Source organism: Spirosoma harenae, assembly GCF_054776975.1.
Window position 1 is genome coordinate 266,555 of sequence record NZ_BAAHBD010000010.1, and the last position, 12,314, is coordinate 278,868.

11 protein-coding genes are annotated in these 12,314 nt (G+C 44.5%); 2 read left to right on the top strand and 9 right to left on the bottom strand.

The genetic code is table 11. From position 1 onward, the window contains the following. Nucleotides 1–31 precede the first annotated feature (31 nt). Nucleotides 32–1,057 (top strand): sugar phosphate isomerase/epimerase family protein, encoded by a 1,026-nt coding sequence (locus ACYVE4_RS15070; protein ID WP_461040981.1) that lies wholly within the window; start codon nt 32–34, stop codon nt 1,055–1,057. Nucleotides 1,058–1,130: 73 nt separating this feature from the next. Here ACYVE4_RS15070 and ACYVE4_RS15075 read toward each other — a convergent pair whose 3' ends face one another. From ACYVE4_RS15075 to sucD, 9 genes are all read right to left on the bottom strand, one after another. Beyond that, on the bottom strand, nt 1,131–2,060 hold the full coding sequence (locus ACYVE4_RS15075; protein WP_461040982.1) for a polysaccharide deacetylase family protein: 930 nt from the start codon (nt 2,058–2,060) through the stop codon (nt 1,131–1,133). 124 nt (nt 2,061–2,184) lie between these two features. Continuing rightward, complete coding sequence (gene porN / locus ACYVE4_RS15080) at nt 2,185–3,234, bottom strand: type IX secretion system ring subunit PorN/GldN (protein WP_461040983.1); 1,050 nt, start codon at nt 3,232–3,234, stop codon at nt 2,185–2,187. A 63-nt stretch (nt 3,235–3,297) separates the two neighbouring features. Then, nucleotides 3,298–4,884, bottom strand: coding sequence for a type IX secretion system motor protein PorM/GldM (gene porM, locus ACYVE4_RS15085; RefSeq protein ID WP_461040984.1), 1,587 nt, complete (start codon nt 4,882–4,884; stop codon nt 3,298–3,300). 127 nt (nt 4,885–5,011) lie between these two features. Then, on the bottom strand, nt 5,012–5,824 hold the full coding sequence (porL, locus tag ACYVE4_RS15090) for a type IX secretion system motor protein PorL/GldL (RefSeq protein ID WP_461040985.1): 813 nt from the start codon (nt 5,822–5,824) through the stop codon (nt 5,012–5,014). Nucleotides 5,825–5,870: 46 nt separating this feature from the next. After that, entirely contained in the window at nt 5,871–7,001 is a 1,131-nt protein-coding gene (porK, locus tag ACYVE4_RS15095; protein WP_461040986.1) for a T9SS ring complex lipoprotein PorK/GldK, read from the bottom strand. Between the two features lie 250 nt (nt 7,002–7,251). Next, nucleotides 7,252–8,226 carry a PorP/SprF family type IX secretion system membrane protein gene (locus ACYVE4_RS15100; RefSeq protein ID WP_461040987.1) on the bottom strand — a complete coding sequence of 325 codons (975 nt, stop codon included), beginning with the start codon at nt 8,224–8,226 and terminating at the stop codon, nt 7,252–7,254. A 168-nt stretch (nt 8,227–8,394) separates the two neighbouring features. Beyond that, a complete protein-coding gene (locus tag ACYVE4_RS15105) occupies nt 8,395–9,177 on the bottom strand; it encodes a uroporphyrinogen-III synthase (RefSeq protein ID WP_461040988.1) in 783 nt (260 codons plus the stop codon). A gap of 121 nt (nt 9,178–9,298) precedes the next feature. Continuing rightward, nucleotides 9,299–10,585 (bottom strand): DUF4271 domain-containing protein, encoded by a 1,287-nt coding sequence (locus ACYVE4_RS15110; protein WP_461040989.1) that lies wholly within the window; start codon nt 10,583–10,585, stop codon nt 9,299–9,301. 32 nt (nt 10,586–10,617) lie between these two features. After that, complete coding sequence (gene sucD, locus ACYVE4_RS15115; RefSeq protein ID WP_461040990.1) at nt 10,618–11,493, bottom strand: succinate--CoA ligase subunit alpha; 876 nt, start codon at nt 11,491–11,493, stop codon at nt 10,618–10,620. 163 nt (nt 11,494–11,656) lie between these two features. Here sucD and ACYVE4_RS15120 point away from each other — a divergent pair, with 163 nt between their 5' ends. Next, the gene (locus tag ACYVE4_RS15120; RefSeq protein WP_461040991.1) at nt 11,657–12,253 is read left to right on the top strand and encodes a DUF6962 family protein; all 597 of its coding nucleotides are present in this window, start codon (nt 11,657–11,659) and stop codon (nt 12,251–12,253) included. Nucleotides 12,254–12,314: the final 61 nt, after the last annotated feature.

Consider the following 12,314-nt stretch of genomic DNA (forward strand, 5'->3'; position numbering starts at 1 on the left):
ATAGGAGAGGGGCTTTTCTTCTGTCAAAATCATGACCCAATCACGTCGTCAATTTCTTAATCAACTTGGCCTGACAGCGGCAGGAATGAGTCTGTCATCGGTTTTACCTGCTCAATCGATGATCGATATGGCTCCGAAAAAATTCAATTTTGAGATTTCATTGGCTGAGTTTTCGTATTTCCCGGATATCATGTCGGGGAAAATGACCAATCTGGATTTTCCGGCAAAAGTCAAAAAAGACTTTGGTATAAATGTACTCGAATACGTATCGATGTTTTTCAATAATAAACACACCGACCAAGCGTACCTGAAAGACCTTAAACAACGCTGCGACGACCTGGGAATGAAAAATAACCTCATTATGGTCGATGGTGCAAACATTGCCGATTTAGATGCTGCCAAACGTCAGAAGGCCGTCGAAGCGCATTATGCCTGGATTGATGCCGCTAAATTTCTGGGATGCAATTCCATCCGGGTTAATCTGGGGGATAGCTCTAAAGCTCTGACTGGTGTCCCCGATGACCCTGCTGAAGAAGCGTCTAAATCGGCAGCTGACGGCTACCATAAGTTACTTGAATTTGCGGCTAAATCGAAGATGGATGTGATTGTTGAAAACCACTTCGGTAACTCAACTGACATTGATTGGCTAGTGGGCGTTTTAAAACAAGTCAACATGCCTAACGCGGGATTGTTACCCGATTTTGGTAATTTCTGTCGGCAACGTAGTAAACCTGTAACCAATGATATTAAAGGTGTTATGGATACTAAATGCATTCAGGAATACGACAAGTATGAAGGCGTAAAGAAAATGATGCCGTATGCGAAAGGTATTAGCGCTAAAACCCATAAGTTCGATGCTCAGGGCAACGAAACCGAAATCGATTTCCGGCGTATGTTTAAGATTATTAAAGACGCGGGTTTCAAAGGCTACGTAGGTATCGAATATGAAGGTGGTTTAATGAATATGTACAACCCGACGGGTGGCTATCTATCAGCCACTGATGGCATTCGTGCTACCAAAACGCTGCTTGAACGTGTCCGTACCGAATTGGCTTAACCTGATCTAGCGACTACCCTATACAGAAAAAGCGGCACAATGGCCGCTTTTTTCATTTGGGAAAATGTTCTGTTTATTTTCCATCGAAACTCTGTATCATATTTCGATACATGGTCGAGGTTTTCCATTGCCCACCGGCAATTATACGTCTAACAGTGTAAAGTGGCATTTGATCGTCTGGTTTATCGGCTAATGTAAAGGCAGCAGCATAACCACGTTTCTGAATTTCAGGCAGCGCTTGCTTATTCCACAAGCCAAACGGATAAGCGAAGTATTTCACTGGCTTACCAGTAATTGCTTCCAGCTTTGTTTTTGGTTCTTCTAGCTGAATTTTCCAATCGTCGCCCTGGTATTTCTTTACGTTGTGATGATCCCAGGTGTGCGCGCCAATCGTATGTCCACGATCTGACAGATCTTTAATCTGCGCTTTATCCATGTATGGCTGTTTTCCACGACGGCCAATCGCAACGGTCATAATAAAGAAAGCGCCTTTAAAGCCATGTTTCTCCAGAATCGGAGCGGCTGTTTCGTACTGATCCAAATCCCCATCATCAAACGTTAACATGACGGGTTTAGATGGTAGAGGAGCACCAGTAGCCAGATAGGCATACAGTTGATCGGGCAGAATGGTATGATAACCACTATCGGCCAGCATCTGCATTTGTTCCGTAAAAGCTGCTACCGGAATGATATAATCTTTCGCTGTCTTTGAATCGCTTGAACGCCAATCGCGAACCTGATGATAACATAAAATAGGTACTTGTGGCCGTGCTAAAATTGTTGCGGCACTAGCGATTTTATCGGCCGGAATACTTGATGGATCAGGGGCTGGCGAAGTGACTTCCGCTTTTATGTCTTTGGGATTATCCACAGAAGCGGTGGTATCAGTTTTCTCAGTGGTAGCTTCGTTGGTTGTCGAACCTTTGGACTGACAACTTGTGAGATTAGTAGTGGCTATAACTGAGATACAGATAGCTGCTACAAGAGGTAAGGTTTTACGCATGAATATAAGTAAACAAATAGGTATCAAACATAGTAAAAGTAGCTTACTGTTTCTAACTAGTTGCTAAAAGTATGCCACTTTTAATGAGCATAAAAAAAGCGGGCCGCTCAGCCCGCTTTCCTTTTTAGTATTCCCAGAGACTGTGTTCGGTTTCCATCAGTTCGTATTCCGTCTGATAGGATTTTATCAGACCTTCCCGATCACCGTACATCCCTACTAAATCCTGATCACCTGGGTTCGCTACTTTTGTAATACGTCCATAGAACAACCGCAGATCAAAGGCATCGGCCAGGTTTTTATGCTGAGCCTGGTTTTGCGGGTTATACCAGATAAATTTCTTTGGATCGCTGCGGAAGAGTTTGTCCAGATCTTTGTATTTGAACGTTGCCAACGGAGTTTCCACACCAGCTGCGTTTTTATCCGAAGGTAAATAGATCGTTACAGCCTGAATATCATAGTACAAACGTGAGCGTTTGCGATCGAAGATCCAATCTTCTTTGATCTCCATGACGCTGAATTCCTTTGCAAAATATTCATCACCCATTGGTGCAGCGGCAACTTTGGCTACTGTATCTACTTTAGGGGCTTCAACAACAGGCTCAACTACTTTTCCTTTTTTGCCTTTCGCATTTTTAGCTACTGATTTTTTCTTTACAGGCGTTCCCCAACCGTCATCAGCGGGTTTAGCGGTAGCTTTGGGAGCCCCCCAGCCGTCGTCAGCTGGTTTGGCGGCAGCTTTAGGATCTTTTTTCTTAGGATCTCCCCAGCCATCGCCCGCGCCATTGGCGGCATTTTCGTTTCCGAAGCCTGCTGCAATTTCTTCAGCGGATAACCCCGCAGCAGTGTTAGGCATAATCATCCGCTTCTGAAATTTATCCGGAGTCAACTTCGTTGTCAGCGAATCATTTTCATAGCCGTCAATAAGCCCAGCTTTCATTGCTTCAATTAGATACTTCGAGATTTCGTTATTCTTTGAGAACATCGACTGATTCTGTTTCTCCTTCAGGTCGATTCGACGCCAAAGGGTTTTCTTCATCATGATATCATTCTCATTAATTCCGCGAATCGAATTTGAGTTAGTCGTGGGATTTGCCTTCTCCTGCGCCATTGCTCCCCCACCAGCTACCGCTAGTATGGTAGCGGCTATGGCCATCGTTCTAACTTGTTGTTTCATTGTCAACTGTTTTTTTAGCCCTTCGTCCTTTGCATAACGAAAGTGATTGCCATTTAGTACGAACTAGTACAGAGAAGCGGTTTGCATCGGATTTCCCATGTTCACATCGCTAATATCGCCTTTGAAATTACGCCGTTGAACACCGTCAACTGTAATAACCAAACGATCACCCGGCTGAAAATCACCCGCCATAGAACCTAACGATCCGCCAGCAGGTCCGAGATTTTGTTGTCCCATTTTCTTAGTGCCCCGAGCCCAGATTATTGTGACACCCGTTACGCGGAAATTGGCATCTTCAGGCGAGTAATTTTTGAAGCTTTCATCAGGTATAGCCGCGACCCGGATACTACGGGCTTGTGCAACAGGTACACCACGAGGATCACCAACTTTTGTACCACCTATATAATATTCAATTGTAGGTTTCGGCACTCGATTCACCCGGAATTTTTCGGTCCCTAACAAGCTACCACTATTACTAATATTTATGGCTACATTGTTCGAGCTTGGCACTACAGTAATTTTTCCTTTCTCACCAGATTGAATAACCTGTGCACCATCAGCCGAAAAATTAGGATTCCACAAAGCACCAAGCTGTGGGCTTTGTATGCTTAGTTTATTGGCACAACCTAAGTACAAAGGAGGCATCGTACCCGTTTCAACCTGATAAGATGGTTTTGCGACGAAATACTCAGCCGATAAAGGAACGGTTTTCAAACCGGCTGGTGTCTGGTAGGCAATTGAGCCAGTCAGTACTCGACGAGCCAGACCATTTTTATCATAAGCACCTCCCTGTGCGGTAAACTCAACAATACCCTGCCCATCCTGCATACGAACAGGACCACCATTCAGACTCATACGAGGTTGAATCCCGGAAGAAGAAGCTGCCAGAAACATTTGTCCTTTGAACTTCGTACCCGCTACAACCACTTTTGAATCCATGCTAAGCATGGCAATGATCTTATCGAATTTAACGTCCTGTGCACCAACTTTGCTAGCCAATACGTCCAGTACTTCGCCTTCAAGCCGACGAACATCGGCCTGTTTCTGGCTCAGAACGGCTAACGCTGCTGGTACAGGAGTCTGCGCAAAGTTCAATTCTGCAAAGTCTTTTCTCCGCTGATCTGGTGAGTTGCTCGCAATTGGGTCATCTTTACCATCTAGGGCCATTGCTGGATATTTAGTACCCGAATACTTCGAAAGGTTATCAACGTAACCATTTAATTGGTCTTTCAATTTGAAAGCAGCTCCGTTACGATTCGTTCCAATCATAAGTTGGGCAACTTTCTCTTCTTCGCTCAGGTTCTTGATATTGCCTGCTTCATCGCGTCCCCCGCCAGCTTCTACAATCTGTTCTTTAAGCTTATCAAGTTCGCTAATCATGTCAGCCGATAGCTTTCGTACTTCATCGGCCTGCTTAACGATGACTAGATCTGTAGCGCGGTTACCCGACTTTTCAACAGTACCCCGGATATTATCAAACGTAGCTTGGTTAACCTTACCAACAGCGCCGGTAGATTGCTCCAAACTGTTATTAATTAAAACGAATTTTTCCAGAATGGCCGATGTAACTTGTAAAGCCAACAGTGCGGTCAATACCAGATACATCATCCCGATCATTTTCTGACGGGGTGTCTCTTTTGTGCCTGCCATAAACTATGGTAGTATGAATAAGGAAGTTGTAGAGTTATAGAGTTGAAGAGTTGTAAAGTTTTTTACAGAGTTGAAGCTACCTTTAGCGACTTTATAACTCTAAAACCTTACAACTCGATAACAACTTTTAGTTGCCGCGCATAGCAGTTAGCATGCTACCATATACACCGTTGAGCGATGCTAGGTTACCTGTTAGTTTAGCCAATTCGTTTTTGAACTGTTGCGTATCACGGCTGGCATCACTCATATTTTCCATAGCAGCCGTTAAGCTACCATAGAAAGCGTTCATTGCTTTGAGATGTTTGTTTGTGTCTTGCAACTCCAGTTCATAGACAGCATTTAGCGCACCCATGTTTTTAGTTACTTTCTGGAATTGATCGCGGTAATCTTTCGCATCGGTCGTAGCATCAGCCATAGAATTCATTGCCGTGATAGCCGTACCATATGACTTGTTCATTTCGCTAATTGAACTAGATGCCGATTTCACATTACGTGCGTAATCATTAGTGGCTACCGTTGCTTCCGTAAGATCAGAAAGTTTCGAGACAGTATCGTTTAAGTTGCGGAAACCAGAACCAAGTCGTTCGAAAACATCCGGCGTTACCTTCGCTTGCGCCAACATCTGATCCATATTGGTTGTCAATCCATTAGGTTGAGCAACGGGTTTACGAGCTTCCCCTTTATAATCATCTGCCAGTTCAGGATACACCTTTTCCCAGGCATAGCCATCTCCAGAGGTAGGTGGCGATGTAAAACTTTGAACAGCGTACAAGGCAAAAATAACTACCTCAGTCAGCAGACCAAGCGTCAACATGAAACCAAACTGTTCGTTGTGTGTAATTTTGGCCCAGGCGCCGAAGATAACGACGGCTGCCCCAGCACTATAAATAGTTGGTACTAAGCGATCCCAAAAGAAACTCGTGGATTTTTCTGCTGCCATGATAAGCGAATTATTGGTTGGAATAGGTAATTGACTTTATTACGGGTTAAACTTTCTTCGTTGACGATTTTTTACTGCTTTTGCTCTTGCTGCTACCGCCTACTCTTCCACCCCGAGCCGATGCTGTGCGTCCTTCCAGGTTGTCCATGATACAACGGAATCCAATGTACGAACGCTTCTGATCTTCATATTCGTAATACCGTGTACCTGTTTCCAGGTAGTAGGCGATATCTTTCCATGAACCACCGCGAACAACTTTACGAGGCTCGTCTGCATTCTGGTTATCTGGGTTCATATCCCAAACGATAGCGTTGGTATTGTCGGCATAGGCATCGCGGCACCATTCGGCTACGTTACCAGCCATGTTGTAAAGGCCGTAATCGTTTGGACTATAGGCCGTTGCTGGAGCGGTGTATGGATAACCGTCAGCATCGAAATTGCCGCGTTGTGGTTTAAAATTAGCCAGATAGCAACCTTTGCCGTTAGCTACATAAGGATTACCCCAAGGGTATTTTGCGCCATTTTTGCCACCCCGAGCGGCCCACTCCCATTCAGCTTCAGAAGGCAGTCGGAAACCAAATGATTTGTATCCTCCTTCTTTTGTGCGGAAATCGTCGAGCGTATTCGTACGCCACTTACAAAAGTGGTTGGCAGCAATCCAGCTAACGCCCACAACTGGGTAGGTATCAAAAGCAGGGTGTGCGTAATAATGCTCAAGCATTGGATCACCATTGTGGTAGGTGAAGTCATTTTTCCAGACGGTGGTATCCGGATAATACTTAGCCATGATGTCTTCCTCTCCCATAGTTGAGACAGAATCGGCAAGCAGGGCATTGATGTACTGACGGTATTCGTGGTTTGAGATTTCGGCATCGTCCATGTAAAACGAGCTGATCGTTACCTGACGGTTCATGTTAATCTGGGTAGCGGCTACATCTTCGTCAGCCTGACCCATAATGAATGAACCAGAGGGAACTAGCACCATGCCATAGGGAGTTGGTTGTTTCCAGCCTTTACGTCCGGTAGCCGTAATTTCTCCGTTCGTAACACCGACTTCGCCATTACTTCCTCCTTTTCCCCCAAATTTTGACTTCAGAAAGCCACAACCTTGCATTAGCAGTACGACTGCTGCGACCATCACCACCCGGGTTGCGTTGCCTGTATTATACTTCATCATCGTAGAACTTTTCTTCTTCTTGTGCGAGACCAGACTAAAAACGAAAATCTGTTTGGTTATTGTATGTCAAATCGGGTTCGGAATTATTTTCTGTCCACCCGTTGATTCAACTATTTATCTACTTTAAAACAACTTGGTAAGTAGGCAATCCGTCTATTTCCTCAAAAATAAGTGGCTAATCGCAAACTACCCAACAAGAATACTGCCAAAAAAGTCGGTAAGCGTTAAAATTAGCCACTTTCTGTAGGTATTAATACCGAAAACGCGGAGTCCGTATAATCGGTTTTTTGCGAACGTCAAACGTTGGTAAGGCATACGCCACTAAAATTTCATGTGACGTTGCACTTTTTATCTGCGTACCACTCGTAACAATGTCTAGCGAATACCCAACCCGAAGCGCGTTATTCCTCATTAAGTTAATGCCAGCGGTAACCATAACTGCGTCTTTCACTCGATATCCCACTCCTGCCCAGATTCGATTATCGTACGTCCCAGTGATATTGGCAGTGATAACCGATCCAGGCAGTCCCTGCGTTGTACTGTATTGTAACAATACAGACGGCTGAATATCAATATCATACCCTAGACCAAGCCGATAGCCAGCCGATACATACGCTTTACTATCCGAAGGCTCCGTCTCATAACCACTTGTATAACTATATTTTGCCCGATTCAGGTGCGTCATACTTACACCTAACCAATAATCGGTTGTATTATAGTAAACGCCAGCGGCAACATCTGGTTTGAACATATTGATTCGTCCACCAGGCAAAAGCGGATCTCCCGGATCAGTTGGGCGAAATTGGCCAAAATCATATCCACGATTAAACATCCCCGCTTGTACGCCCAACGCCAACGTGCCGTTTTTCAGCGCTAATCGATAAGCGTAGGATAGTTGAATTGCCTGATTGATCGACGGACCATATTTGTCGTTGAGCGCATAGATGCCAATACCACTCTTTATTTTATCCAGGGGCATATTGAATGATAATACTTGCGTGCTTTGTGCAGCACTCCCATCCCCATTGCCTATTGTTTGATAACCCAGATATTGCGTTCGATGCGTAATCTGCAATCGAGATACGCCCTCTGATCCAGCGGCTGCCGGATTGTAATAGAGAGGGTTATACATGTACATACTTAACTGCGGGTCCTGCTGCGCCAGAGCGGAAGACGCCACAATCGTCAGTAGTAAAAAGGTGTAAACGTAAACTATGCGAATCATACAACCTGAGCAAAATACAGAACTCCTTTTGGGACCCTGGGAAAAACACCACAGTTTACATGTAAACGTGTGTAATACCAAATTATTGGCCTATTAGTAAAGCCTAAATGCCGGAAATTAGGCGACTACCCGATTCCGGCATTTTGTTTTGTACAACCGCAATTAATTTTAATTGTTGGCCTTCTTTAAATACAGGTCCAACGCACCTGTCATGGAAGGAGCATTCGGTAATGGTGCTTCAATATCAAGGGTCAGTCCGGCTTCTGTAATTGCCTTCGCTGTAGTTGGTCCAAAAGCGGCCAATCGCGTTCCATTCTGATTAAATTCAGGGAAGTTGCTCAGTAGCGAGCTAACCCCCGATGGGCTAAAAAACGCAATGATGTCGTAGCTTTTGATATCCAGATCCGATAGATCGGTGGGCACAGTATCGTACATTACCGCTTCCGTGAAATGCAGTCCGCTGGTATCCATGAACTCTGGAATGTCGTTACGCCGAATATTCGAGCAAGGAAAAAGAAACTTTTCGTTTTTATGTTTCTTGATCAGATCGAATAATTCGGTAGCGGTTTTGGTTCCATTAAAGATTTTACGCTTCCGAATAACGATGTATTTCTGCAGGTAGTTAGCCGTTTGCTCCGAAATACAGAAGTATTTCATATCGGCCGGAACCTCGATTCGCCCTTCCTGACAAATCCGAAAGAAATGATCGATCGCATTCCGACTTGTGAAAATAATAGCTGTATGAGCTAGAATATTAATTTTCTGACGGCGGAAATCCTTAAAAGATTCTCCCTGAATCTGAATAAACGGCCGGAAATCGACCTGAATATTGTATTTGGTGGCTAAATCAAAATACGGAGATTTTTCGTCGGCGGGTCGGGATTGGGTCACTAACATCCGGTTTACTTTCGCGAGCCGGGTTTCTGTGGATTGTATACTGGTCTCGTTCATTGAATCTCTACGCGGGGTCAATAGTCAGGTTTAGTTTATAGTTTTGAGTTTATCGTTAAACACTTTCTCATTCGAGAATCGATTAACTAGGAACTATTAATGAAAAACTATAAACTTCTCATCAAAGGGCAAAACGCAATCCGATGATGAGGGGGATCAATTCAACGATACAAAGGTACGAAAATAAATAAAGATTCTTGATAGGTTCAAGACTCCGAATCACGAAGTATAACAAAGCCAGCCGCCCCACATAAAACACGATCAGCGGTAGCAACAATGCATTTTGCGACCATACTAGTGCGGAGGTATTATACGCAATGCCAACCAGCAGGAGCGTTAATAGGGCGAAAAACAGCAAAGAGGATTGTAAAACTTTAAAGTAGTGGACATTCACTACTTTATCCAGTTTATAGAGTCCTCCCATAATCTCCAGAGAAACATATTTACCCATCAGGCTTAGGAAAGCCACAATACTCAACAGAAAAAATTGGCCGACTTGCCAACCAAATTGCTGTTCGCCTAATAGTAATGCCCGTGACGCAAATACATCCAGATTACGGCTTTGCGCAAAAACTACCAGATAAGCAATGACAAAACTAAGGTTGAGTACAAAAAGCAGGTTCGTGCCACTAAGTGGGCGATTAATCAGAAATGATTCTTCTGGCGCTCGGAGCGAAACAAGATCACGCAGACTATAAAATCGTAAGAAAGCCCGGTGCGAGAACGTAAACAAAAAGGCATGAGACGCTACTAGAAATAGCAAACCAAGTCCTAAAAAGTTATCGTAGGCGGTCCGGATTCGGGGGCGAACGCTCAGATTATCGTCACGTAGAACAACCGGTTTCTGAGTCGCGGATTTGGGATAACCGATATAGAGTTGCTTATCTTCAATGCCGGGAGCACCATAGATAGTCAGGAAAATTTCGGGCTGCCGATAGACTCGATATAGGCTATCTATGTTGAGAACCTGCCATTGACCAGCGCGTAACTTTCGCTTCAGGGCTGCATTAATAAAAAGATAACCGTCTTGTTGAGTCGATACAATTAAACTGTAGCGTCGATTACTTTCGAGATCAATGTATGCACTTAATGCTGTTTGAGCAGCGTGTTGTTCAACGATGTAGGGCACGTAGGCTTTTGCTCCCTCATCGTACACCTGAAAATCTTCCTGAAAGCTGTGTACCGGATAATACTGTCCGCCTGGTCCGACTCCTATATTACGGGACGATTGAGCAGAAGCGGAAGAAATAAAAAAGAGTAAAAAAGCGAGAGAACTTAATAAAGAGCGAATCGGAGCGCCGAATCGGAATGAAAGAGCGAAAGAGTGAGGGCACACTGATAAGATTCTGGTATCGCTGTATCCTTTTGTCACTTCGCTCCGATTCGGCGCTCCGATTCGCTCTTTCACTCTTCCGCTCTTTAGTAAGCTCCCGTACTCTTTTATTTCCCAAGTGCTTTTAACATTGTGTCACCAATGTTGGCAGGGGATTCAACAACGTGAATACCGCACTCCCGCATAATAGCCATTTTAGCAGCAGCTGTATCATCAGCTCCGCCAACAATAGCCCCTGCGTGACCCATCCGACGGCCTTTTGGCGCTGTTTGTCCGGCGATGAATCCAACGACGGGTTTACGATTACCATCCGCTTTAATCCAGCGAGCGGCCTCGGCTTCCATGCCACCGCCAATCTCGCCGATCATAACAATTGCCTCTGTATCAGGATCATTCATCAGCAATTCAACAGCCTGCTTAGTTGTAGTTCCGATAATAGGATCACCACCGATACCAATAGCTGTCGATTGTCCTAAGCCGGCTTTCGTTAATTGATCAACCGCTTCATAGGTTAGCGTACCGGATTTAGACACAATGCCGATTGTTCCTTTCTTGAAAATGAAACCTGGCATGATACCTACCTTACATTCTTCGGCCGTCATAACCCCAGGACAGTTTGGTCCGATCAGACGCACATCTTTATCAGCCAGATAATTTTTCACCGCAACCATATCTTCTGTCGGAATACCTTCGGTAATGCAGATGATTACCTTGATACTAGCCTCGGCGGCTTCCATGATAGCATCAGCAGCAAAAGCGGGCGGCACAAATATGATCGACACATTGGCACCTGCTTTATCAACAGCCTCCTGAACGGTATTAAATACGGGCCGATCCAGGTGAGTTTGGCCACCTTTACCAGGTGTTACGCCCCCAACCACGTTGGTACCATATTCGATCATCTGCTGGGCATGAAAACTGCCTTCCGAGCCAGTAAACCCCTGGACAATTACTTTAGAATCTTTGTTGACTAAAACAGACATGATAGGTTTTAGAAATCGTTGGCGATACGGTTAACTAGAGGAAAGACGACGAAATAACAGTAGAAAGATTTTCAGAACATCATTCATCTTTCTTCGATTGTCTTATCGTCTCACATCTTCTAAAAAGTTGGGCAAAAGTAGCCGAAACTTCGTAAATTACGTGATGATTTTTTCGCACATCCTTTCTGGTTCTATTCTGGCCGGGGCAGGCGTTGGAGTATTCTGGCACTTTTTTGGACGGATTTCTCTATTCAACCGACTGTTATGGGGGTTCTTTCTGTTAACAACTTCGTTAGCCGCCCTAACTGGTGTTATTCAGTTCACTGGCAATGAATCCCTTGAGCCGCTGCATCACTCCATGATCGTTTTGTCTGATACTCTGGGAGTTGTATGCGCCGTAACGGCTGTCTATGCGCTTCTGAATCAGCAAACTATATCCTGGCTCACGTTTGTAGCGACGCTAATTTTTGGGCTATTTCTATTTATTAGTTTATTGATGCCCAACGCCGAGGTTTTTACACCTATCGTGCCTTCAATGGGTATTCTAGTGTTAATGTTACTTGCTGTGTTTTCACTGCTTCAGCGAAATAAACGCGGGTTATGGGTAGTTATGGCGGCTATGGCAATGGGGCTGGCCACCAAAGCGGATGCATTCAGCAGCCTGATTCATCCAACCGATTTTTACCATTATGCTACCACACTAGCCTTGTGGTTCTTCGGGAAAGCTTCCGATTGGCGCGTTGGCCCACAAAGAGATTAAACTATTCGTTAAATTATTTTAACTAAATGATTTATTAAGCAGTTAGAGCAGAGCATCCCTC

Bases quoted from the DNA above. Each gene is read 5' to 3' on its own strand.
- ACYVE4_RS15070 (WP_461040981.1), top strand. From the start codon at position 32: ATGACCCAATCACGTCGTCAATTTCTTAATCAACTTGGCCTGACAGCG.
- ACYVE4_RS15075 (WP_461040982.1), bottom strand. From the start codon at position 2,060: ATGCGTAAAACCTTACCTCTTGTAGCAGCTATCTGTATCTCAGTTATA.
- porN (WP_461040983.1), bottom strand. From the start codon at position 3,234: ATGAAACAACAAGTTAGAACGATGGCCATAGCCGCTACCATACTAGCG.
- porM (WP_461040984.1), bottom strand. From the start codon at position 4,884: ATGGCAGGCACAAAAGAGACACCCCGTCAGAAAATGATCGGGATGATG.
- porL (WP_461040985.1), bottom strand. From the start codon at position 5,824: ATGGCAGCAGAAAAATCCACGAGTTTCTTTTGGGATCGCTTAGTACCA.
- porK (WP_461040986.1), bottom strand. From the start codon at position 7,001: ATGATGAAGTATAATACAGGCAACGCAACCCGGGTGGTGATGGTCGCA.
- ACYVE4_RS15100 (WP_461040987.1), bottom strand. From the start codon at position 8,226: ATGATTCGCATAGTTTACGTTTACACCTTTTTACTACTGACGATTGTG.
- ACYVE4_RS15105 (WP_461040988.1), bottom strand. From the start codon at position 9,177: ATGAACGAGACCAGTATACAATCCACAGAAACCCGGCTCGCGAAAGTA.
- sucD (WP_461040990.1), bottom strand. From the start codon at position 11,493: ATGTCTGTTTTAGTCAACAAAGATTCTAAAGTAATTGTCCAGGGGTTT.
- ACYVE4_RS15120 (WP_461040991.1), top strand. From the start codon at position 11,657: ATGATTTTTTCGCACATCCTTTCTGGTTCTATTCTGGCCGGGGCAGGC.